Source organism: Pseudomonas sp. FG43 (assembly GCF_057809175.1).
The window spans coordinates 30,645-55,418 of sequence record NZ_JBMDJL010000023.1 but is presented as its reverse complement, the minus strand read 5'-3'; the positions used below and the strand labels follow the sequence as shown (position 1 = coordinate 55,418).

The window sequence follows — 24,774 nt, the reverse complement described above, 5'->3', positions numbered from 1 at the left end:
GTAATCGCATGCGCCGCGTCGTTATCACTGGTCTGGGCATTGTTTCCTGCTTGGGCAATGACAAAGAGACCGTCACCGCCAACCTGCGTGCCAACCGCCCTGGCATCCGGTTCAATCCGGAATATGCCGAAATGGGTCTGCGCAGCCAGGTTTCCGGTTCCATCGACCTCAACCTCGAAGAACTGATCGATCGCAAGATCTACCGTTTCGTCGGCCACGCGGCAGCTTATGCCTACCTGGCGATGAAAGACGCCATTGCCGATTCCGGCCTGAGCGAAGATCAGGTTTCCAACGTGCGTACCGGCCTGATCGCTGGCAGCGGCGGCGCCTCCACTCTGAACCAGATGGAAGCACTGGACACTCTGCGCGAGAAAGGCGTCAAGCGTGTCGGCCCTTACCGCGTCACCCGGACCATGGGCAGCACCGTTTCGGCGTGCCTGGCCACTCCGTTCAAGATCAAGGGCGTGAACTACTCCATCTCGTCCGCCTGCGCCACCAGCGCCCACTGCATCGGTAACGCAGTCGAGCAGATCCAGCTGGGCAAGCAGGACATCGTTTTTGCTGGCGGCGGCGAAGAAGAGCACTGGACCCAGTCGTTCCTGTTCGACGCAATGGGCGCTCTGTCCACCCAGTACAACGAAACCCCGGAAAAAGCCTCCCGCGCCTACGACGCCAAGCGTGACGGTTTCGTCATCGCCGGCGGTGGCGGCATGGTCGTAGTTGAAGAGCTGGAACACGCTCTGGCACGCGGCGCCAAGATCTATGCAGAAATCGTTGGCTACGGCGCAACGTCCGACGGCTACGACATGGTTGCCCCAAGCGGTGAAGGCGCCATTCGCTGCATGAAGATGGCTCTGTCCACCGTTGACGGCCCTATCGACTACCTCAACACCCACGGCACCTCGACTCCGGTCGGCGACGCCAAGGAGATGGAAGGTGTTCGTGAAGTCTTCGGCACCAACGCTCCAGCGATCAGCTCGACCAAGAGCCTGTCCGGCCACTCCCTGGGCGCTGCTGGCGTTCACGAAGCGATCTACTGCCTGCTGATGATGGAAAACAACTTCATTGCCGGCTCCGCCAACATCGACGAACTGGACCCGGTTGTCGCCGACATGCCGATCCTGCTCAAGACTCGCGAAGATGCCAAGCTCGATCTGGTCATGAGCAACAGCTTCGGCTTTGGTGGCACCAACGCCACTCTGGTCATGAAGCGCTGGCAGGGCAAGTAATACGCCCTCGCAGCAAGTAATGAAGAAGGCGCCTTTCGAGGCGCCTTTTTCATGCCTGCGATATGCTTGGGCATTGCCACGACTTGCAGAGACAGGCCTCATGCTCACCATCACCCCGCGTGCCGAAGACGTGGAAGGACAACCGATCCTGCGCCCCCTGCCCTCGGCAAAATGCAGAAGCGTCGGCCCCTTCGTCTTTTTCGATCACATGTTGGAAACCCGCTACGCACCGGGTAACGGCATGGATATTCGCCAACACCCGCATATCGGCCTCTCGACCCTGACCTATCTGTTTGAAGGCCAGCTACAGCACAAGGACAGCCTGGGCAGCGACCAACTGGTCGGCCCCGGTGACGTCAGCTGGATGACCTCGGGCAGCGCCATCGCCCACATCGAACGCACTCCTCCCCCGCTTCTCGCCAGCGGCTCGCACCTGCATGGCCTGCAAGTCTGGCTGGCATCACCCAGGGAACATGAACAGGGAAATGGCCATTATGGCTATCACCCGGCACAAAGCCTGCCTTGCAGTGAAACATCAGGAATCCGTATTCGCATGATCGCGGGCAACGGCTTTTGCCTGACCTCACCTGTAGAAGTGCTTTCACCGACCCTGTACGCCGAACTGCATCTGCAGAACGCCACGACATTGCAGATCCCTACCGAGCACGAGGAACGAGCACTGTATGTACTGGAGGGAGAAGCATCGCTGGATGGCGAACCTGTCACAGCACGAACCCTGGTGGTGCTGGACCCAGGCCAGACGGTGAACCTCTGTGCAGAAAGTGATTGCCATGCGGTGCTGATCGGAGGCTCACCACTGGACGGCCCGCGTCGCATGAACTGGAATTTCGTGGCCAGCGACAAGGCGCTGATAGAACAGGCAAAAGCTCGCTGGGCTGCAGGAGACTGGCCGACTGTGCTGGGGGAAATTGGCAGGATCGAGTTGCCTGAATAAGCATCACACAATGGTGTGGACGAATTCATGCGCGAAGGGCCAGTACATCCGATAGAAGCATGACAGCCATGCGTCTCCGAGATCGCCACCTGTAGCACCCGATGAGCCCGTATAGACGGGCTCATCGGGTCAATAAGACGACTTCATATTCCGTTGGCGCATTTCTTACATTTGGTTTAATTTTCGCCCCAAGTCGTGGGGTATAAAGTGCCATCAATCGCCGCCCACTCCGCAGTCTTGTTTCCAGAGCACCGCTTCGTTACGAGCGTTGCTTCTTCTCAATCCTCATCGCAAGGAAGTCGCATGTTTGCCAACATCGTCAAGGGAGCTCAGCGCGGTCTTTTATTGCGGCCTTTATTCGGCCAGATTCTCACCATCACGCTCCGCGACCCTGGACCTGCCAGCCAGCAGGCGGTGCTGGATGTGGTTCGCAAGCTGGCCCAGGCCAGCGAAGCTGCGACCCAGCCTGCGGGGCTGGTGACTGCGTTTGCGCCAGAACTGTGGGGCCGCTGGCAGGGCCGCGAGATTCCGGTCAGCCGCAAGGTGCTCAACCATTCACCCAAACTGCGCGATACCGGCGGAGATGTGCTGCTGTTCCTGAAAGCACCCGATGCGGAAACGGCGAGCCGCCTGGTGAGCGAGTTCAGGCCCGCACTGGAGGCACTGGCCAGCCACATCGAGGTGGTAGAGGCTGGAAAGCGCGAGGATGGCCGTGTCATCGGCGGCCGCTATCTGGATGGCATTACCAACCCCAACGATCCAGTCAGTCTGGCCGAGGATATCTTGCTGGACGACGCATATGCAGGAGCGTCGTTCGCCTTCACCCAGAAATTCCTGTTTGACTGGCGCACCATTGCCGCGATGTCGCCGGACAGCGAAGACGCCATGATCGGCCGCGATACGGATGGAGCAATCCTGCCGCAAGGGCCTGCGGATGCGCATATCCACCGCGCCCATGTGCGTGATGCCAATGGCAATAACCGCAAGCTGCTGCGCCAGGCGCTGCCATTTGGCGAACAGGCCGGTCACGCGGGGCGTGAGGCAGGGTTGATGTTCGTGGCTTTCTGCAATGAGCAGGAGCGTTTCGAGAAGATCTTGCATCATCTGATGGGTGACATGCCCGACCGTCCTGTCGATCGCCTGATGAGCGTGGTGCAGGGAGTCGCGGGTGCCTACTGGTATGTACCGGCGGCGGCAGAGCTGGACGTGGCGCACGTGGCCAGCGTGGCAGATACCGAGGAAGATCCGCACTGGGATGTGCGCAGCTCCAATGGCTACATGTTCTACAACTCGCAGGACTATCTGCACCAGATGGCAGAAGGCGGCTACGCACCGGGTGACCCGCCCGCCCCCCGCCTGCTGGCATTGCTGGGTCGTACCTTTTCGCACTGGAGCGACGGCTGGCTGCGCCGTCAGCCCTTTCCACGCCTGCCGCACCTGTCCGCACTGGTGACACCGGACGAAGCGCCGGTACTCCAGGGATCGGCCTTGCTGCGCAAAGGGCTGGCCAACCAGAAGACGCTGGCCGACCTGCTCTCGTCCCCGCACTCGCGACTGGCACGTGACAACCAGTTGCTGCGCATCTACCCCGAAGAATTGCTGGTGGGGATCATTCCCGACTTCACGCTGGGGCGCGGCAAGGAAGTGGTGCCCTACCTGAGCGAGCAAGAGACCATTGCGGCCTGGCTCAAGGGCGAGCTCAACGAATGGTCGGCCATGGGCCATGTGGTGCCGCACTACCAGCGTCTGGTCGATCTGGGCCTGGGCGGCCTGTTGGCGCAACTGCAGCAAAAGCGGGCACAGCCTGACCTGTCAGCAGCGCAGCAGGAGTTCTATCAGGGAGCGATCTGGTCACTGGAAGGCGTGCAGCGCTACCTGCTCAACTGGGCGGAGCATGCCGAACAAACAGCAGCCCAGACCACAGCACCGGAAGATGCGCAGAACATGCGTGACGTGGCTGCGCGCCTGCGCCACCTGAGCAGCGAGCCGCCGCGTGATTTCCATGATGGCGTACAGTTGATCTTTTCCTTCCACTGCTGCCTGCACCTGCTGGGCGAACTGACAGCCCTTGGGCGACTGGACCAGATCTTGTGGCCGCTGCTCCAAAAGCATCCGCTGGACGAAGCCCGTGCGCAGGAGATCGTCGATTGCCTGTGGCTGAAAATGGGCGAGAACGCCTTCGTGAACCGGGCCAACATCACCGACTACGTCACTTACGGCACCACGGCGGTGTGCGGGCTGGGCGGTAACTTCCCGCAGGGGGGCGGCATCAACCAGTGGGTGCAGCAGATCACGGTGGGCGGCTATGTGGCCAATGACGATGCAGAGCCTACCGGCGGCGTCAACCCGGTGACCATGCTGTGCCTGAAGGCTGCCCGCCGCATACCGGTGAACGCGCCCACTCTTTCGCTGCGGGTTTACAAGGACATGCCCCAAGAGGTTCTGGACGCAGCGGCCCAGTCGTTGCTGGCAGGCGGTGCGCACCCCATTCTGTATCAGGATGACAAGCTGTGCGAAGCGCTGCGCCGCTCGGGCAAGGACGTGTCGCTGAGCTGGTCTCGCGATTACGCTGCCGATGGCTGCTACGAGCCGATGCTGGCGGGCGCCACCGAGTTTGCGTTTGCCAACGTTACGCCGATGGCGGCGCTGGAACAGGCGCTTAACCAGGGAGCCACCTATGGCTCGGCCGGGCCGATCTACCTGCGCGGCCTGAAGCAGACTTTCCGCTCTCCGCCCGCGCACGAGATCGACAGCTTTGAAAAGCTGCAGTCGCAGTTCCTGCACCAGCTGGAATGGCTAGTGATCCAGACCTACAACGTCATCCTGGGTGGCTACGGCAATCTGGGCGAAATCTGCCCAAGCCCCCTGCTGTCCACGTTGATCGATGGCTGTATCGAGTCGGGCCGCGACCTGACCAACGCCGGAGCGCGCTTTCACATGATTGCGCCGCTGTGCGTGGGCGTCTCCAACACCATCGACTCCTTGTATGCGATCAAGAAACTGGTGTACGACCGCGAGACGGCGATCACCACCCTTCCCGAGCTGGTGGACTGCCTGATCAACGACTGGGGCTATACCCCGGTTGAGCCGTACCAGAACGAGTTGATGGGGCCTGCGGCGGCGGGCGAGCGAGCACGCCGCTACCAGGAATGGCGCGACGTAGCCCTGCAGTTGCCCAAGTGGGGCAGCGGCCACAAGGACGTGGACGAACTGGGCAATTGGGTGATGGACAACCTGATCCGCCTGTGCGTGGATGTGATCCGCCAGCCCCATCCTGCATTGCAGCCGGTACTGGACGGTATTGCCAAAACCTATGGCCAGTTTGAATTCGTCGTCACACCGGGCATCGGCACCTTCGAGGGCTACGTGGGCGATGGCGCGCCCTGCGGTGCCACGGCCGATGGCCGCCGCAACGGCATGCCCATTGCGTCCGACCTGTCTCCCGTTCCGGCACCGCAGGATCTGGCGGCAGCACCGGCCTTCCGCAACATCTACCAGTCGCTAGAGAGCTGGCGCAACGATGCCATTGACTACGGGCTATCCAACGCTTCCCCGGTGGACATGAACATCTCCGAGAACTTCCCGCTGGAAGACCTGAAACGCTTCCTGCGCGTGTATGCCGACGGTGGCACGGGTTCCAACCTGATCACGCTGACCTGCGCCGACCTTGCCACCTACCAGGCGGCGAGCAAGGACCCGGAACGCTACGACCTGCTGCGCGTGCGCATGGGGGGCTGGACCGAGTTCTACGCCGTGATGTTCCCCATGCACCAGGAGCAGCATCAGCGCCGCCAGTATTTCACGCCCTGATCCGCTGACCCGCCTACCTCCACCGCTCACCGTACCGGCCACAGTCTTGTGGCCGGTGCCGATTACCGGAAAACCATCATGATGCTGCGTTTCTTCTTATTGCTGTTGTGTGCGCTGTGCTTCAACCGCGTCGCATTGGCGGACTCTCCAGCCCTCAATCCGAACGACTGGAATTTTGTATTGGTGCCCAGCTTTGAAAGCCAGACAGGCAAGGGCAACAACCTCTCACCCACCGGCCTCAACCACGCGCTGCGTTTCGGGCAGGTGCTCAACGGCTTGCTGGCGGGCAAGGCGTCGCAGGTGCGCCAGGTGTATGCATTCACCTACGCAGGCTCGCCCAGCATGGTGCCGTTGCAAACCATCGAACCCTATGCGCTGCTGAACAGCTTCGGCGTTTCCTCGCAAGACCTCAGCCAGGGCGATGCCAGCGTATACAACTCACCGGCGTACTTCATGCAACAGTTGCTGGGCAACCAGCCGCGCGGTACCTATGTGATGGCCATGCCGCCCGAGATGATCCAGGCCATGGCGGGCAGCGTCAGCAACGATACGCTGGCACTGGATGGCACGCACCAGTATGTGGTGCTGTCGGGCCAGAGCCAGCCATTTGCCGTGGGCATCTACAGCGACGGCATTACCGATGACCCGCATTTCCCCAAGGTGCCCCTGCCACCTCGCACCGCCTGTGCCCAGCCGCCTGTCACCATCCAGGCCAAGGCACCGGACGGCTTGAAACCTTACACCGAACAGAAGGTGTACCTGGTACGTCACGTGGAAGCACACCCCAGCGGCAACTTTGAAAATGGCAACTACGTGTGCCAGGGGCAGTGGCGCGCACTGGGTGCCAACGCCCGGCTCAGCGAAATCATGAAGCGCAAGCCGGATTATGTTTTCACGTCCGACCCCGACAACATCATCGGCTGCAATGGCACTTGCTCGTACATCCGCCCTTCGCTGACAGTGGCACCGTTCGCCATTGAACACGACTTGCCCCTGACGCTGGCCGAGTTCCAGTGGAACGATGCAACCGATCTGGCACAGGCGCTTTTCAACCGTGCGTCTCCCTACTTCAGCCGTGCGGAGCATGGCGGCACGGTCCTGGTGGGCTGGGAACACGGCAATATTGAAAAGGCCGTGAAATACTTGCTGACCGACATGTACCGCAACCCGACCGCCGCAGCGCAAGTGCCGTCCTGGAGCTTCGAGGATTACGACAGCGTGTGGGAACTGTCCACCGACAAGCAAGGCAATCTGACATTCAGCAACACCTGCGAGGCCATTCCCACCACCGCCCTGCCCAGCACCTGCCCGGCCTTTTTCCAATAAGGTGGTGAGTTAGCGCGCAACCTGAGTCGCCAACAAGAAACCCGCCTGTGAGGCGGGTTTCTGTCTTTCAGGGCTTTAGTACCAAGCGACTCGAATGAGCACATTCAGAACGAAAGAAGCTGGCACAGCCGTTGCGGTATCTGCCGGACAGAAATGTGTCGTTCGAAACACCGCTTTCGCGAATTCATTCGCGCCTACCGAACCAAGGCTCAGCCGAACACTTCATCCAGCAGGTTATGCATGGTAGTGAAGGCACGCTTCGAGACTTTGGCGTCGTACATCATCATGCCGGGCACGTTGGCGCCTGGATCGGTGAACGAGTGGAAGGCACCGCCGTAGCTGTGCAACTGCCAATCCACGCCTGCCGCATTCATTTCTTCCTCGAAGGCTGGCAATTGTTCTTTGGCCACCAACGGGTCGGAAGCACCGTGCAAGACCAGTACCGCGCCCTTGATGCTTTTCGCATCGGCAGGGTTCGGGGTATCCAGGGTGCCGTGGAAAGAGATGGCCGCTTTCAGTTCTGCGCCGGTACGGGCCAGCTCAAGGGAGCAGCAGCCGCCAAAGCAGAAGCCGAAGGTTGCGATCTTGCTGGCATCAAGCGAAACATCGCCCTGAGCCAGCAACTGATCCAGAGCGACCTGCATGCGCTTGCGCAGCAAGGCACGGTCATTCTTGAGCGGCGTCATGGCGGCGCCCGCCTCGTCATTGTTGGACGGACGAATGCTCTGGCCATACAGGTCGGCCAGCAACACGACATAACCCTGTTCGGCAACCGACCTGGCAATGGTTTCAGCGCCCTGGCTGACGCCCATCCAGTTGGGGGCCATCAATAATCCCGGACGCGCAGAGGTTGCAGCCGCGTCGTACACCAGACGGCTTTCGTAAGGCTGGCCATCGATCTGATAAACCACGGAACGGACAGTAATAGTGCTGCTCATCGCTGACTCCTGATCATTAAAGGGGAAGTGATAAACCTTAAAATCAGAAAACCCGCCGAAGCGGGTTTTCTTTCAACCGGTGATCAAACCGACAGTTCGACCAGCAACTTGTTCAGACGGCGCACATAGGCAGCCGGGTCTTTCAAGCTGTCACCCGCGGCCAGTGCCGCCTGATCGAACAGGATGTGCGACAAGTCGCCGAAGCGCTCTTCGCTCTGCTCCAGATCGAGCTTGCCGATCAGAGGGTGGGACGGGTTGAACTCGAAGATCGGCTTGGAATCCGGGACCTTCTGGCCGCTGGCCTCCAGGATCTGACGCATCTGCAGACCCAGATCCTGCTCACCAATGGCCAGAATCGCCGGAGAGTCGGTCAGACGGTGCGAAACACGGACTTCGCTGACGGAATCGCCCAAAGCAGTCTTGAGACGCTCGATCAGACCTTCCTTATCCTTGGCGATCTCTTCCTGAGCCTTCTTGTCCTCTTCGGAATCAAGTTTGCCCAGATCCAGATCACCACGCGCTACATCGACAAAACCCTTGCCATCGAAATCGCTCAGGTAGCTCATCAGCCACTCGTCGATGCGGTCGGTCAGCAGCAGCACTTCGATGCCTTTCTTGCGGAAGACTTCCAGGTGCGGGCTGTTCTTGACCTGAGCGTAGGACTCACCGGTGAGGTAGTAGATCTTGTCCTGACCTTCCTTGGCGCGAGCCAGGTATTCGGCCAGGGAAACGCTCTGCTCGCCGCTGTCATCGTTCGTGGAAGCGAAACGCAGCAGGCCGGCGATTTTTTCCTTGTTGGCGAAGTCTTCGGCCGGGCCTTCTTTCAGCACCTGACCGAAGTTTTTCCAGAAGCCCTTGTATTGCTCAGGCTCGTTCTTGGCCAGCTTCTCCAGCATGTCCAGCACGCGCTTGGTCAGCGCGGACTTCATGGAGTCGATGATCGGGTCTTTCTGCAGGATTTCACGAGAGACGTTCAACGACAGGTCGTTGGAGTCGACCACGCCCTTGATGAAGCGCAGGTACAGCGGCAGGAAGGACTCGGCCTGATCCATGACGAACACGCGCTGTACGTACAGCTTCAGCCCGCGAGGCGCTTCACGCTGATACAGATCGAACGGCGCACGAGCAGGAACATACAGCAGCGAGGTGTATTCCAGCTTGCCTTCGACCTTGTTGTGGCTCCAGCTCAGCGGGTTCTCGTAGTCGTGGCCAACGTGCTTGTAGAACTCCTGGTATTCCTCGTCCTTCACCTCGGAGCGAGAACGTGTCCAGAGCGCGCTGGCGCGGTTGACGGTTTCCCACTCAAGCTCAGGAGCCTCTTCGCCTTCTGCGGCCGGAGCCTGCTCTTTAGGCAGCTCGATCGGCAAGGCGATATGGTCGGAATACTTCTTGATGATGTTGCGCAGACGGTAACCATCGGCGAACTCGTCTTCACCGCTTTTCAGGTGCAGAACGATACGGGTACCGCGCTCGGCCTTCTCGATGGTGGCAACTTCAAACTCGCCCTCGCCTCTGGAGGACCAGTGCACGCCTTCGCTGGCTGGCAAGCCTGCACGGCGGCTGAATACTTCAACCTGATCGGCAACGATGAATGCCGAGTAGAAACCCACACCGAACTGGCCGATCAGGTGCGAGTCCTTCTTCTGGTCGCCCGACAGGTTTTTCATGAAATCTGCGGTACCGGATTTGGCGATGGTCCCAAGGTGGGTAATCACATCGTCACGGCTCATACCAATGCCGTTGTCTTCGAGAGTGACGGTCTTGGCGTCCTTGTCGAAGGTCACACGAATTTTCAGTTCAGCGCCACCTTCCAGCAGTTCAGGGCTGGACAAGGCTTCAAAGCGCAACTTGTCGACTGCGTCGGAGGCGTTCGAGATCAATTCGCGAAGGAAGATTTCCTTGTTGGAATACAGCGAATGGATCATGAGGTGCAGCAGTTGCTTTACCTCGGTCTGGAAGCCCAGGGTTTCCTTTTGAGTTTCCACACTCATGGTCATCAAACTCCAAGTGGATGATATAAGCCGCCACATCCAGACTCAGCTCTGCGTGGCAGCGGGTAGTCATCAAGGTGGGGGCTGGGAGCAGGATTTCAAGAGCGCAAAAACATCAACCGCAATTCTTGTCTGCAAACGCTTCGTCGCGAAAGCCTGGGGCAAGGTAAGGACAAGCCCTTCATATGCAAAGCGTTTCACTGGCAAGACACATGTACATGACAGCCAATCCAGGCTCGTCGACAGTGAATTCGAGCCTGTAAGGTCGACGGAACAGGCGCATTGAATATTCCGATAATCCGTTGGAACTTAACTTACAAGGCTGGGTTCTCAGGCTCGTAGATAATCAATAAGGAGAAATACCCCATGCGTAAATCTTTAGCCTATGCCTTGATGCTTTCTGCCACATTGGGTCTTGCCGCCTGCGACAAAAAATCTGAAAACACCCAGCAAGAAGCCAATAAGGCAGCTCAACAATCCCAGGAGTCAATGGAGAAGGCTCAGGAAAAAGTGAATGACGCGGCCAAGGAAAGCCAGGAAGCCGCTCAGAAGAGTGCGGAAGCAGCACAACAGCGCGCCGCCGAAACCCCTGCCACAGCGCCAGAGACAGCGCCAAGCAAATAAGCCAGGGACAAGAGACTTCGTAGAAAATAATAAAGCCCGTTATTTAACGGGCTTTATTGGTTTCACTGTCCCGTCCTGAATAAGGTTTACACCTTCTGACCTTTCCTCAGGAGGATTCAATGGATTCGGGCAAAAGGCGCAGCCAGCGCGACTACACGCTAGCCTTTAAATTATCGGTCGTAGACCAGGTTGAAAAAGGCGAGTTGGGTTATAAAGAAGCCCAACGGCGCTATGGCATCCAGGGTCGGTCGACAGTATTGGTGTGGTTACGCAAGCACGGTCGGCAGGATTGGAGCCAAGGCGCATCAATTCGAGAGTCGAGGAGCAGGTCCATGACCGAGCCAACCCTCCCGCTGACACCCGAGCAGCGAATCAAAGAGCTTGAAGAACAGCTAGCGCTGAGCAATCAGAAGGCTCAGTTCTTTGAAGCCGTCGTTAACGTTTTGAAAAATGACTACGGTGTTTCTGTCGTAAAAAAGCGACCCGGCAAGTCCTCTCGCAAGGGCAAATCCAGGACCTGAGCATTAGTAGGGCTTGCCTGTTCATGGGCATTTCGCGTCAGGCGTACTACAAGCGTAATCGTGCTTTTGATGCGAGAGTCCGCCAGGACCAAGAGGTGGTGGACTTCGTTCTGGAAAAGCGGCGTCGCCAGCCAAGGCTTGGTACACGCAAGTTGCACTATTTGATGAGCGTCGAAGCTCCTGCACCACTGTGCGTGGGTAGAGACCGTCTATTTGACATCCTGCGTGACGCGCGCGAACTGGTTCCGCGCAAGCGGGCTTATCACAAGACCACTCATAGCCATCATCGCTTTCGCCGCCATCCCAACCTGCTCAAGGCAGGCCCGGACCAAGTAGTGGTCAGTGGACCCGAACAGGTCTGGGTTGCAGACATAACCTATCTGCCAACGCAGGAAAGTGTGGCCTATGTAAACCTTGTAACCGATGCTTACTCACGCAAGATCGTTGGCCATCACGTGCATGAAAGCTTGCATACGGAATCGGTGATTAAGGCGCTGGAAAAAGCGGTTAGTAAGCGAGAGACCGAACAACTGCTGATTCACCACTCAGATCGTGGCGTCCAGTACTGCTCCGACCTGTATCAGCGGTTGCATGCGAAACACGGGATCAGGTGCTCGATGACCGATGGTTATGACTGCTATCAGAACGCTATGGCCGAACGAGTAAACGGGATTTTGAAGACCGAGTTTTTACTCCATCGGCCTAAAAACCTGTCAGACGCCGTGAAAATGGTGGATGAGTCAGTGCTGATCTATAACGAAGAGCGGCCTCATCTGGCCTTGAAATACAAAACGCCCGATGCGGTGCATCGGGCGTTTTGAGACTGAAACAGGTGTAAACCTATTTCAGGACTAGACACACTGTAAAACTGCCGTTACAGCAGTGTATTGACTCACTACCACTTCACGCCAACGCTTCACTGCGCTTTCCGGCGATACGGTCAACTACAACAGCACCGAACAAAGTAATCACCGATGGCACCAGCCAGGCCAGCCCCTGCTCACTCAGCGGCAGGTTTGCCAGTACGCTCGGCAGCTTATCGGCAAAACCCGCCCCCTTGAAGGCATCGATGATGCCGAACAGCAGGGAAACCAGCATGACCGGAGCGATGACGCGCCCCTGGCTGTTCCAAAGCCCTTTGCAGAAGCTCAGCCCGACCAGCACGATGCATGGCGGATAGATCGCCGTGAGCACGGGAATCGAGACCTTGATCAGATTGGTCAGGCCCAGATTGGATACCAACAGGGAAAACAGTGCCAGGATGATGACAAGAGTCTTGTATGACAGCGGCAGGATGCGGCTGAAATACTCGGCACAGGCACAGGTCAGGCCCACAGCCGTCACCAGACAAGCCAGTGAAATCAGCACTGCCAGGAAACCACTGCCCAAGGCACCCGAGGTATGTTGCACATAGGCATGCAGCACTGCCGCGCCGTTGGTCGCACCCGCCGCCACTGCATGGCTGCCAGCACCCAGGCGGAACAGACTGATATACACCAGCGCCAGGCCCACACCAGCTATAAGGCCAGCGATGACTGCATAGCGGGTAATCAGGCGTGGCGATTCAACACCTCGCGAACGAATGGCATTGACGATGACAATACCGAAGACCAGCGCCCCAAGCGTATCCATGGTCAGGTAACCATTGATGAAGCCTTGGGAAAAAGGTGCTGCCACATAGGCTGCCTCGGCAGGACCGACATCACCCGCCGGAAGCATGAAGGCTGCAACCCCGAGCACCGCCAGAGCGATGATTTTCAGGGGGCCCAGGAAACGGCCGACGGTATCCAGCAGACGGCCCGGGTACATGGAAACCCAGAACACCACGAGGAAATAAACCAGACTGTAGAGGAACAGTGCCAGCGGGCTTTCCCCTGTCAGAGGCGCCAGACCGACTTCGAAGGACACAGTGGCTGTACGCGGAGTGGCGAACAACGGACCGACGGCCAGATAACAGACCGCAGCCAGGATAACTCCAGCCACCTTGCCGATAGGGCTGCTCAGGTCGTCCATCGCGCCACCGACCTTGGCCAGCGCAATGATTGTGATGACAGGCAAACCGACAGCTGTCACAAGAAAGCCCAGCGCAGCCATCCACACATGGGGACCGGCGTGCAAGCCTACGATAGGCGGGAAGATGATATTACCGGCGCCCACAAACAGGGCAAAGGTCATGAAACCCAGTGCCAGGACGTCCTGGCCTTTCAACACTTTCATCGAGGGGAACCACACTGCCAAATCAGGATTAAAAGAGAGGATTCCCGAGGGTCAGGGAAGTTATGCCTACCCTTTTAAGGCTGGCAGTAAAGCGCCAGGTTTCCTTGTGGGAAACGGACGACGCGAAAAGGCTGCTAGCCTAACGAAATGGACCACAAAACGCACTATAAAAGAGCGCCATGGCGACGAGTCGCACTTGAATGTAGCGGTTTAGCACGCATTCGTGCATGAAACGCGCGAAAGCCGGATGCGACAAACAGGTAGGAACGTATTTTCCGTGGGAGCGACTTCAGTCGCGAAAAGGACGGTACATCCCAAAGACATGCGTCGCCTGAAATGCCGTCTCGCGGACAAGTCCGCTCCTACCCTGATAAATAAATGCCCAAACGCACAAAGGCCACCCGAAGGTGGCCTTTGTTGAAGCATCAATCGGTCAGCCGAAGCTTACTTCTTGACTTCCCAGCCAGTCAGCTCAGCCAGGGCCTTGCCGATGTCTGCCAGGGAACGCACGGTTTTCACGCCAGCGTCTTGCAGTGCAGCGAATTTCTCGTCTGCAGTACCTTTACCGCCGGAGATGATTGCACCTGCGTGGCCCATGCGCTTGCCCGGAGGAGCAGTCACACCAGCGATGTAGGAAACAACCGGCTTGGTCACATTTGCCTTGATGTAGGCAGCCGCTTCTTCTTCAGCCGAACCGCCGATCTCGCCGATCATGACGATCGCTTCGGTCTTCGGGTCTTCCTGGAACAGTTTCAGGATATCGATGAAGTTGGAGCCCGGGATCGGGTCACCACCGATACCGACGCAGGTGGACTGACCGAAACCGGCGTCAGTGGTCTGCTTCACAGCTTCGTAGGTCAGGGTGCCGGAACGCGACACGATACCTACCTTGCCTGGCAAGTGGATGTGACCTGGCATGATGCCGATCTTGCACTCGCCCGGAGTGATGACGCCTGGGCAGTTAGGGCCGATCAGGACAACACCCAGCTCGTCGCACTTGACCTTGGCTTCCAGCATGTCGATGGTAGGAATGCCTTCGGTGATGCAGACGATCAGCTTGATACCGCCGAAAGCTGCTTCAAGGATGGAGTCCTTGCAGAAAGGAGCCGGAACGTAGATGACCGATGCGTCAGCGCCGGTAGCGGCTACAGCTTCTTTCACAGTGTTGAACACTGGCAGGTTCAGGTGAGTGGTGCCACCTTTGCCTGGAGTCACGCCGCCAACCATTTTGGTGCCGTAGGCAATGGCTTGTTCGGAGTGGAAGGTACCTTGCGAACCAGTGAAACCCTGGCAGATAACCTTGGTGTCTTTATTGATCAGAACGCTCATTACTTGCCCTCCGCAGCTTTGACAACTTGTTGAGCAGCGTCGGTCAGGCTGGTAGCCGCGATGATGTTCAAACCGCTTTCTGCCAGTACTTTAGCGCCCAGCTCAGCGTTGTTGCCTTCAAGGCGAACAACAACCGGGATTTTAACGCCGACTTCTTTCACTGCACCGATGATGCCTTCGGCAATCATGTCGCAACGAACGATGCCGCCGAAGATGTTGACCAGTACTGCTGCGACATTGGTGTCGGACAGGATGATCTTGAACGCTTCGGTAACGCGCTCTTTGGTAGCACCACCACCAACGTCCAGGAAGTTGGCTGGCTTGCCGCCGTGCAGGTTGACGATGTCCATGGTACCCATGGCCAGGCCGGCACCGTTGACCATGCAACCGATGTTGCCTTCCAGCGCTACGTAGTTCAGCTCGAACTTGGCAGCGTGAGCTTCACGAGGATCATCCTGCGATGGATCGTGGAAAGCCTTCAGCTTTGGCTGACGGTACATGGCGTTGGCGTCGATGTTGATCTTGGCGTCCAGGCAGTGCAGATCGCCGTCAGCCTTGATCACCAGCGGGTTCACTTCCAGCAGGGCCAGATCGTGATCCTGGAACAGTTTGGCCAGACCGGTGAAGATCTTGGCGAACTGAGCAACCTGCTTGCCTTCCAGACCCAGCTGGAAAGCCAGCTCACGACCCTGGAATGGCTGAGCGCCAACCAGTGGATCGATAGTAGCCTTGAGAATCTTTTCAGGAGTGTCGTGAGCGATCTTCTCGATGTCCACGCCACCTTCGGTGGAAGCCATGAACACGATACGACGGCTGGAACGATCGACTACAGCGCCCAGGTACAGCTCTTTGGCGATGTCAGTGCAGGATTCAACCAGGATCTTGGTCACTGGCTGACCGTTGGCGTCGGTCTGGTAAGTCACCAGACGCTTGCCCAGCCATTGCTGTGCGAATGCTGCTGCGTCTTCTTTGCTGCGAACCAGCTTGACGCCGCCCGCTTTACCGCGACCACCAGCGTGAACCTGGGCCTTGACGACCCACTCGGTACCACCAATCTTGTCGCAAGCTTCTGCTGCTGCTTCCGGGGTGTCGACTGCGTAGCCTTTGGATACTGGCAGGCCGTATTCAGCGAACAGCTGCTTACCCTGATACTCGTGAAGATTCATGCTTATTACCGTCTTCGTTTAAGTACTGCGCATTCGGTGCTGCACATTCAGTGTGCCGCACCACCTGTGACCGCTACTCCCGGATAACTCCAGAGGTGTCCTTCAACACCCTGGAGCCGCCCGAGAGCTCGAGTCCGACGGACTTTCCGCGGTGAGTCTTGCTCGCAAGGCTCACGACGGGCAGACCGTCGTGGTTTTCTCTTGTTGTCTTAGCGTTTTTTACGGTTCTGGATGTGGATGGCGCCGCCATTCACTGCCAGGGCCGCTTCGTGAAGCGATTCGGACAGAGTCGGGTGCGAGAAGACCATCATGCCGATGTCTTCTGCACTGCTACCGAATTCCATTGCAATCGCGCCCTGCTGTACCAGCTCGGCAGCGCTTGGACCAATGACGTGAACGCCCAATACGCGGTCGGTCTTGGCATCGGCGATGACCTTGACGAAACCGCCGGTGTCGTTGGCTGCCATGGCACGGCCGCTGGCTGCAAACGGGAAAGTGCCGACGTTGACTTCAACGCCCTCGCTCTTCAGGGTCTGCTCGGTTTTACCAACCCACGCGATTTCCGGGTGAGTGTAGATAACCGAAGGAATCAGGTTGTAGTTCATCTGGGCCTTGTGGCCCTTGATGCGCTCGACAACCATGATGCCCTCTTCCGACGCCTTGTGCGCCAGCATCAGACCACGAACCACGTCACCGATGGCGTAAACGCCCGGTACGCTGGTGGTGCAGTAGTCGTCGACGTAGATGAAGCCACGCTCGTCCAGGTCCACACCGCTGTCGGCAGCCAGCAGGTCGGTGGTCACTGGACGACGGCCAACAGCAACGATCAGGCGATCGAAAGTGATCGACTGCTCGCCGGTTGCGTCGGTGTAGCTGACCACGACTTCTTCGCCATTGACCTTGGAACCGGTCACGCGAGCGCCCAGCTTTACGTCCAGGCCTTGCTTGGTGAAGGTTTTCAGCGCTTCCTTGGAAACAGCTTCGTCAGCAGCCGGGATGAATTTATCCAGGGCTTCCAGAACAGTAACCTGAGCACCCAGACGAGCCCATACCGAGCCCAGTTCCAGACCGATGACGCCAGCGCCGATCACGCCCAGACGCTTTGGCACTGCCTGGAATTCCAGAGCGCCAGTGGAATCGACGATGACTTTCTGGTCGACCGGAGCCGGTGGAATGTCGATCGGACGCGAACCGGAAGCCAGGATCACGTGCTCGGCTTCGATGATTTCAACGGTGCCGTCAGCAGCGGTCAGCTCGACTTTCTTGCCAGCCAGCAGCTTGCCGTGGCCTTGCAGAGTGGTCACGCCGTTGGCCTTGAACAGGCTGGAAACGCCGCCAGTCAGGTTCTTGACGATAGTGGACTTGCGGCCAACCATCGCAGGAACGTCAATGGAGACATCCGAAGTCGAGATACCGTGAACGCCGAAGCCGTTCTTGGCTTCGTAGAATTTCCAGGAGCTGTCCAGCAGCGCCTTGGAAGGAATGCAACCAACGTTCAGGCAAGTACCGCCCAAGGCCAGCTTGCCTTCCTTGTCCTGATACTTCTCGATGCAGGCAGTCTTGAAACCAAGTTGCGCAGCCTTGATGGCGGCAACATAACCGCCAGGGCCTGCGCCAATCACTACCACGTCGAATTTCTGGGACATAAAAAAGATTCCTTTTAGCTGCGAGCTTCAAGCTGCAAGCTGCAAACCGATCTGCACCGCTCTGCTCTGCAGAGCGGGCTTGCAACCTGTTAATTAGATGCAACATACCAGCCCAGGCTGCACGCCGCTGCGCTTCTGTTTGAAGCTCGCGACTTGCAGCTTGAGGCTACGCCATCAAATATCCAGCAGCAGACGAGCCGGATCTTCCAGCAGGTTCTTGATGGTAACGAGGAAGGTTACCGCTTCTTTACCGTCGATCAAACGGTGATCGTACGACAGAGCCAGATACATCATCGGACGAATCACAACCTGACCATTGATCGCCATAGGACGCTGCAGAATGTTGTGCATGCCCAGAATGGCGGCCTGTGGCGGGTTGACGATCGGCGTCGACATCATCGAACCGAAGGTACCACCGTTGGTGATGGTGAAGGTACCACCGGTCATCTCGTCCAGGGACAGCTTGCCGTCACGAGCCTTCTTGCCGAAGGTGGCGATGCCGCCTTCGATTTCAGCCAGGCTCATCAGCTCGGCGTTACGCAGAACCGGTACGACCAGACCACGATCGCTGGATACGGCAACACCGACGTCGGCATAACCGTGGTAAACGATGTCGCCACCGTCGATCGAAGCGTTGACTGCCGGGAAGCGTTTCAGCGCTTCGGTAGCTGCCTTGACGAAGAACGACATGAAGCCCAGGCGCACGCCATTGTGGGACTTCTCGAACAGGTCCTTGTACTTGGCGCGCAGAGCCATGACTTCGGTCATGTCCACTTCGTTGAACGTGGTCAGCATCGCCATGTTCGACTGGGCTTCGACCAGACGCTTGGCAACGGTGGCACGAACGCGAGTCATCGGTACACGCTTCTCGACGCGGTCGCCGGCAGCCAGCACAGGAGCAGCAGCGGCTGCAGCAGGCTTGGCGGCAGGAGCTGCGGCCGGTGCGGATTTCTTGGCTTCTACAGCGGCAACCACGTCTTCCTTGGTTACACGACCGTCCTTGCCAGTGCCTTTGACGCTGGCCAAGTTGATGCCGTTTTCTTCAGCCAGCTTGCGAGCGGCAGGAGCAGCAATTGCATCTTCGTCAGCAGCCGACGCAGCAGCCTGTGCCGGTGCAGCAGCTGGAGCCGCAGCAGCGGCGGCAGGAGCAGCAGATGCAGTAGCACCGGCGTCCAGGGTTGCAATCACTTCGTTGGACAGGACGGTGTCGCCCTCGCCTTTCACGATCGATGCCAGCACGCCGTCTGCTTCGGCCAGAACTTCGAGGACAACCTTGTCAGTCTCGATGTCGACCAGCAGCTCGTCACGTTTTACCGCTTCGCCCGGTTGCTTGTGCCACTTGGAAATGGTGCCGTCGGCAACGGATTCCGGGAAAGAGGGGGCTTTGATCTCGATAGCCATTATCTGTAATTCCTTAATTCGGTTTCTAATGCTCGAAGGCGTTAAACAGTGAAGGCATCTTGCAGGAGTTTTTCCTGCTGCTCGGCATGCATCGAAGCATAACCACACGCGGGAGCTGCAGAAGCGTCACGACCGGCATACTCGAGAACGAGGCTGCGGTTGTGGTTGCTCATGCTGCGACGCAAGTGGTGTTGACTGCTGTACCAGGCACCCTGGTTCATCGGCTCTTCCTGACACCACACTACATTCTGCAGGTTGGTGTAAGGCGCGATCGCTTCCATGAGATCATCTTCAGGGAACGGATACAGCTGTTCGATACGTACGATGGCGATGTCTTCGCGGCCTTCGGCACGGCGTTTTTCCAGCAGATCGTAGTAGACCTTGCCGCCACACAGCACCAGACGGGTCACCTTGGCCGGATCGAGTGCATCGACTTCCGGGATGACTGTCTGGAACGAGCCTTCGGCCAGTTCTTCCAGAGTCGAGATTGCCAGCTTGTGGCGCAGCAGCGACTTTGGCGTCAACACGATCAGCGGCTTGCGCAGCGGACGGATCACCTGACGACGCAGCAAGTGGTAGATCTGCGCTGGAGTGGTCGGCACACATACCTGAATGTTGTGCTCGGCACACAGCTGCAGATAACGCTCAAGACGTGCGGACGAGTGCTCAGGCCCCTGCCCTTCATAACCGTGAGGCAACAGCATGGTCAGACCGCACAGACGGCCCCACTTGTGCTCGCCGCTGGTGATGAACTGGTCGATAACCACTTGCGCGCCGTTGGCGAAGTCACCGAACTGGGCTTCCCAGATAACCAGAGCGTTAGGCTCGGTAGTCGAGTAGCCGTATTCGTAAGCCAGTACCGCTTCTTCGGACAGGAACGAGTCGTACAGGTCAAAACGCGGCTGACCGGCGAACAGGTTCTTCAGAGGAATGTAGGTACTTGCGTCTTTCTGGTTGTGCAGAACAGCGTGACGGTGCGAGAACGTACCGCGCCCGATGTCCTGACCCGTCATGCGAATCGGATGACCTTCGAACGCCAGGGTCGCGTACGCCATGGTTTCAGCGTAGCCCCAGTTGATCGGCAGGCCGCCGGCTTGCATCTTCTGACGGTCTTCGTAGATCTTCTGGACCTGACGCTGAACGACGAAGCCTTCCGGCAGCTCCATCAGCTTGGCGGACAGTTCCTGCAAGGTCTTGAGGTCGAAACGAGTGTCGTGACGCGCAGTCCAGGCATGGCCCAGATACGGACGCCAGTCGACGAACAGCTCCTTGTTCGGCTCCTTGACCAGGCTTTTCACAACATGCTGACCGTTGTCCAGCGCATTGCGATAGTCATCGATCTTGGCCTGGACACGCTCTTCAGTGAGAACACCGGCCTTGATCAACTGATCGGCGTACAACTCGCGAGTCGTGCGCTGCTTGGTGATCTGCTGGTACATCAACGGCTGGGTGCCGCTAGGCTCGTCCGCTTCGTTGTGACCGCGACGACGGTAGCAGACCAGATCGATCACGATGTCACGCTTGAACTGCATGCGGTAATCGATAGCCAGCTGGGTCACGAATACCACGGCTTCCGGGTCATCGCCATTCACATGGAGAATCGGAGCCTGGATCATCTTGGCAACGTCGGTGGCGTACTCGGTGGAACGCGAGTCCAGCGGGTTGCTGATGGTGAAACCAACCTGGTTGTTGATGACGATATGGATCGTGCCGCCAGTCTTGAAGCCGCGGGTCTGCGACATCTGGAAGGTTTCCATGACCACGCCCTGACCTGCGAAAGCAGCATCACCGTGGAGGGAAATCGGCAGAACCTTGTCACCGTTCGGATCGTTACGACGATCCTGACGCGCACGCACGGACCCTTCGACCACCGGAGAAACGATTTCCAGGTGGGACGGGTTGAATGCCATGGCCAGGTGAACTTCGCCACCTGCGGTCATTACGTTGGAAGAGAAACCCTGGTGATATTTGACGTCACCGGAGCCAAGCTCCACTTTCTTCTTGCCTTCAAACTCGTCGAACAGCTCGCGCGGGTTCTTGCCGAAGGTGTTGACCAGCACGTTCAGACGGCCACGGTGGGCCATGCCGATCACGACTTCCTTGGTGCCGTAGGAACCGGAACGCTGGATCAGTTCGTCCAGCATCGGGATCAGGCTTTCGCCACCTTCCAGACCGAAGCGCTTGGTGCCCGGATATTTGGTACCCAGGTATTTTTCCAGCCCTTCAGCGGCAGTGACGCGCTCAAGCAGGTGACCCTGGATTTCAGCAGAGAACGCAGGACGGCCACGCACGCTTTCAAGACGCTGCATGAACCAGTTGCGTTGCTCGGAATCAACGATGTGCGTGAACTCCGAACCGATGGTGCGACAATATGTCTGCTGCAACGCTTCGAGAATTTCGCGTAGGCTCGCTTCCTCTTTGCCGATGAACAGGTCGCCGGCGCGGAAAGTCGTATCCAGATCGGCATTGGTCAAGCCGTAGTGATTGATCGACAGATCGGCCGGGGCAGGACGCTGCCACAGGCCAAGCGGATCGAGCTGAGCAACCTGATGGCCGCGCATACGATATGCCTGGATCAGTCGCAATACTTCAACTTGCTTCTTCTCGTGCTCGCTGCTCACGCTCCCGGCAGATACCGGTTGAGCGCGGCGCTGGTTTTTAGCCAGCAACACAAAATGATCGCGAATCGTGGAATGCGATACATCGGTGGCAGAGTTGCCGTCTGCTGGCAACTTCTGAAAGTAGGTGCGCCATTCTTCTGGCACAGCGTTAGGGTCGTGCAGGTAGAGCTCATAAAGCTCTTCCACATAGGCAGCGTTACCACCGGATAGGTGGGCACTGTTCCACATGCGCTGCATCACGCTTTCTTGCATGCTTGGTCACCCTCGGTAAGGGGACACCACCGGCGAAGACGCCATAGTAAACATGAAACAGTCGTGTGCAGCGACCATATCAAGTCACTAAGGATCACGCAGATAGCCCGGGTACCAGCCCGGATGCCCCTGCTGGTCTCATTTCTTCAAAATAAGAGCGGCAGCCTTGCGAGCCACTGCTCAGGTTAAAGCCACGACGCCGGTTGAAGCCTGCGCCGCGGCTACTTTACGTGCAACGGTGTTACGGTACTGCGGTAAATCAGACGCCGCTTTGCAGAAGCATGTTACGTACGTGTCCGATTGCCTTGGTCGGGTTAAGACCTTTCGGGCAAACGTTTACGCAGTTCATGATCCCGCGGCAGCGGAAAACACTGAACGGGTCATCAAGCGAAGCCAGACGCTCGGAAGTCCGGGTGTCACGGCTGTCAGCCAGGAAGCGATAGGCTTGCAGCAGCGCAGCCGGACCGAGGAACTTGTCCGGATTCCACCAGAAGGACGGGCAGGAAGTCGAGCAGCAAGCGCACAGAATACACTCGTACAGACCATCCAGCTTTTCGCGCTCTTCCGGAGACTGCAGACGCTCGATGGCCGGAGCCGGAGTGTCGTTCTGCAGGAAAGGCTTCACCTTCTCGTATTGCTTGTAGAAGATGCTCATATCCACTACCAAGTCACGAATAACCGGCAAACCAGGCAATGGGCGCACTACCAGCTTGTTATTCTTGACCACGGAAGACAGTGGAGTGATGCAGGCAAGACCGTTCTTGCCGTTGATGTTCATGCCATCGGAACCACACACGCCTTCACGGCAGGAGCGACGGTACGAGAAACCCTCATCCTGTTCCTTGACCAGGGCCAGCACATCAAGAACCATCAGGTCCTTGCCACCGGTATCGACCTGGAACTCCTGCATGAACGGCGCGGCGTCCTGATCAGGGTTGTAACGATAAACACTGACTTGCAACATATCGGTCACCCTTAATAAGTCCGAACCTTAGGCTCAAAAGTCGGAACAGTTTTCGGCGAGAAGTTCACGGCACGCTTGGTCACACGCTTGTCACCCGGGAAGTACAGGGTGTGGCACAACCAGTTTTCGTCATCGCGATCTTCAAAGTCTTCACGGGCGTGGGCGCCGCGCGATTCCTTACGATGTTCTGCGGCAATCGCCGTGGCTTCGGCAACTTCCAGCAGGTTTTGCAGTTCAAGCGCTTCGATACGAGCAGTGTTGAACGCCTGGCTCTTGTCGTTGATCTTGACGTTGGCAATGCGCTCGCGCAGACCAGCCAGCTGAGCAATACCTTTCTGCATGTATTCACCGGTACGGAATACACCGAAGTAGTTCTGCATGCAGCTTTGCAGCTCTTTACGCAGCGAAGCAACATCTTCACCGGTAGTGCGCTCATTGAGGCCGGACAGACGCGCCAGGGCAGCATCGACATCGGACTCGGAAGCACGACGGTAGTCGACGCCTTCACGCAGGCTCTGCTCAAGGTGTAGACCGGCAGCACGACCGAAGACCACCAGGTCGAGCAGCGAGTTACCGCCCAGACGGTTGGCGCCATGCACGGATACGCAAGCCACTTCACCTACAGCGAACAGACCAGGAATGATCTGGTCGGTGCCAGCAGCGTCCTGAGTGATCGCCTGACCATGAATGTTGGTGGCAATGCCGCCCATCATGTAGTGGCAGGTCGGAACGACAGGGATCGGAGCCAGAGCAGGATCGACGTGAGCAAAAGTCTTGGACAGCTCCATGATGCCTGGCAGGCGGCTGTGCAACACTTCTTCGCCCAGGTGATCGAGCTTGAGCATCACGTGATCGCCATCCGGACCACAACCGTTACCGGCGATGATCTCTTTAACCATGGAACGGGCAACAACGTCACGACCGGCAAGGTCCTTGGCGTTCGGAGCATAACGCTCCATGAAACGCTCGCCATGCTTGTTGATCAGGTAACCACCTTCACCACGGCAACCTTCGGTAACCAGTACACCTGCGCCGGCAATACCGGTCGGGTGGAACTGCCACATTTCGATGTCCTGAACAGGAACACCGGCACGCAGAGCCATGCCGACACCGTCACCGGTGTTGATCAGGGCGTTGGTGGTGGACGAGTAGATACGACCTGCACCACCGGTTGCCAGTACGGTTGCATTGGCGCGGATGTAGGAGGTTTCGCCTGTTTCGATGCAGATAGCGATGATGCCGACAAAGGCGCCATCCTGGTTCTTCACCAGATCCACGGCATAGTATTCGTTCAGGAATACAGTGCCTGCTTTCAGGTTGGCCTGATACAGGGTGTGCAGCAGAGCGTGGCCGGTACGGTCGGCAGCGGCGCAGGTACGTGCAGCCTGACCACCCTTACCGAAGTCCTTGGACTGACCGCCGAAAGGACGCTGGTAGATGCGGCCCTGCTCGGTACGGGAGAACGGCAGGCCCATGTGCTCGAGCTCGAAGACCGCTTCCGGGCCTACGGAACACATGTATTCGATAGCATCCTGGTCACCGATGTAGTCGGAACCCTTGACGGTATCGTACATGTGCCAGCGCCAGTCATCGTTCGGGTCGGCCGAAGCGATTGCGCAAGTGATGCCGCCCTGTGCGGAAACGGTGTGCGAGCGAGTCGGGAATACCTTGGTGACAACAGCGGTCTTGTGACCACCCTGAGCCAGTTGCAAGGCAGCGCGCATGCCAGCGCCGCCGCCACCGATGATGATGGCGTCGAAGGAAAGTGTATTTGTGTTAGCCAT

Annotated in this window: 16 protein-coding genes; 6 read left to right on the top strand and 10 right to left on the bottom strand. The window is 58.0% G+C overall.

What is annotated here, in order from left to right; all coding sequences use genetic code 11:
• Window positions 1–8 precede the first annotated feature (8 nt).
• The 4 genes from fabB to ACODS3_RS22620 all read left to right on the top strand — a co-directional run bounded on the left by fabB (window position 9) and on the right by ACODS3_RS22620 (window position 7,320).
• Window positions 9–1,229 (top strand): beta-ketoacyl-ACP synthase I, encoded by a 1,221-nt coding sequence (fabB, locus tag ACODS3_RS22635; RefSeq protein ID WP_201002522.1) that lies wholly within the window; start codon window positions 9–11, stop codon window positions 1,227–1,229.
• 100 nt (window positions 1,230–1,329) lie between these two features.
• On the top strand, window positions 1,330–2,184 hold the full coding sequence (locus ACODS3_RS22630) for a pirin family protein (RefSeq protein ID WP_489036360.1): 855 nt from the start codon (window positions 1,330–1,332) through the stop codon (window positions 2,182–2,184).
• A gap of 303 nt (window positions 2,185–2,487) precedes the next feature.
• Window positions 2,488–5,994: a Dyp-type peroxidase gene (locus ACODS3_RS22625; protein WP_489036358.1), complete on the top strand. Its 3,507-nt coding sequence runs from the start codon at window positions 2,488–2,490 to the stop codon at window positions 5,992–5,994.
• Window positions 5,995–6,072: 78 nt separating this feature from the next.
• On the top strand, window positions 6,073–7,320 hold the full coding sequence (locus tag ACODS3_RS22620; protein ID WP_489036357.1) for a hypothetical protein: 1,248 nt from the start codon (window positions 6,073–6,075) through the stop codon (window positions 7,318–7,320).
• 209 nt (window positions 7,321–7,529) lie between these two features.
• Here ACODS3_RS22620 and ACODS3_RS22615 read toward each other — a convergent pair whose 3' ends face one another.
• The gene (locus ACODS3_RS22615) at window positions 7,530–8,258 is read right to left on the bottom strand and encodes a dienelactone hydrolase family protein (RefSeq protein ID WP_489036355.1); all 729 of its coding nucleotides are present in this window, start codon (window positions 8,256–8,258) and stop codon (window positions 7,530–7,532) included.
• An 83-nt stretch (window positions 8,259–8,341) separates the two neighbouring features.
• Entirely contained in the window at window positions 8,342–10,249 is a 1,908-nt protein-coding gene (gene htpG, locus ACODS3_RS22610) for a molecular chaperone HtpG (RefSeq protein ID WP_489036353.1), read from the bottom strand.
• Between the two features lie 366 nt (window positions 10,250–10,615).
• Between htpG and ACODS3_RS22605 the strand changes: the two genes are divergently transcribed.
• Window positions 10,616–10,873 (top strand): hypothetical protein, encoded by a 258-nt coding sequence (locus ACODS3_RS22605; protein ID WP_304575403.1) that lies wholly within the window; start codon window positions 10,616–10,618, stop codon window positions 10,871–10,873.
• 119 nt (window positions 10,874–10,992) lie between these two features.
• Window positions 10,993–12,215 (top strand): IS3 family transposase gene (locus ACODS3_RS22600; RefSeq protein WP_489036351.1). Its coding sequence is split into 2 segments (ribosomal slippage): window positions 10,993–11,344 and window positions 11,344–12,215, totalling 1,224 coding nucleotides; the frame shifts between segments, so codons are not numbered across the junction.
• Between the two features lie 82 nt (window positions 12,216–12,297).
• Here ACODS3_RS22600 and brnQ read toward each other — a convergent pair.
• From brnQ to sdhA, 8 genes are all read right to left on the bottom strand, one after another.
• On the bottom strand, window positions 12,298–13,611 hold the full coding sequence (brnQ, locus tag ACODS3_RS22595) for a branched-chain amino acid transport system II carrier protein (protein WP_304575402.1): 1,314 nt from the start codon (window positions 13,609–13,611) through the stop codon (window positions 12,298–12,300).
• Between the two features lie 444 nt (window positions 13,612–14,055).
• Window positions 14,056–14,940 carry a succinate--CoA ligase subunit alpha gene (gene sucD, locus ACODS3_RS22590; protein WP_025260628.1) on the bottom strand — a complete coding sequence of 295 codons (885 nt, stop codon included), beginning with the start codon at window positions 14,938–14,940 and terminating at the stop codon, window positions 14,056–14,058.
• On the bottom strand, window positions 14,940–16,106 hold the full coding sequence (gene sucC / locus ACODS3_RS22585; RefSeq protein ID WP_201002537.1) for an ADP-forming succinate--CoA ligase subunit beta: 1,167 nt from the start codon (window positions 16,104–16,106) through the stop codon (window positions 14,940–14,942). Before sucC ends, sucD begins: the two co-directional genes overlap by 1 nt.
• A gap of 209 nt (window positions 16,107–16,315) precedes the next feature.
• Window positions 16,316–17,752: a dihydrolipoyl dehydrogenase gene (gene lpdA, locus ACODS3_RS22580; protein WP_201002539.1), complete on the bottom strand. Its 1,437-nt coding sequence runs from the start codon at window positions 17,750–17,752 to the stop codon at window positions 16,316–16,318.
• Between the two features lie 174 nt (window positions 17,753–17,926).
• On the bottom strand, window positions 17,927–19,153 hold the full coding sequence (gene odhB, locus ACODS3_RS22575; protein ID WP_201020402.1) for a 2-oxoglutarate dehydrogenase complex dihydrolipoyllysine-residue succinyltransferase: 1,227 nt from the start codon (window positions 19,151–19,153) through the stop codon (window positions 17,927–17,929).
• Between the two features lie 41 nt (window positions 19,154–19,194).
• Window positions 19,195–22,026, bottom strand: coding sequence for a 2-oxoglutarate dehydrogenase E1 component (locus tag ACODS3_RS22570; RefSeq protein ID WP_201002543.1), 2,832 nt, complete (start codon window positions 22,024–22,026; stop codon window positions 19,195–19,197).
• Between the two features lie 259 nt (window positions 22,027–22,285).
• Entirely contained in the window at window positions 22,286–22,990 is a 705-nt protein-coding gene (locus ACODS3_RS22565; RefSeq protein WP_117164259.1) for a succinate dehydrogenase iron-sulfur subunit, read from the bottom strand.
• An 11-nt stretch (window positions 22,991–23,001) separates the two neighbouring features.
• Window positions 23,002–24,774 (bottom strand): succinate dehydrogenase flavoprotein subunit, encoded by a 1,773-nt coding sequence (gene sdhA, locus ACODS3_RS22560; RefSeq protein WP_201002545.1) that lies wholly within the window; start codon window positions 24,772–24,774, stop codon window positions 23,002–23,004.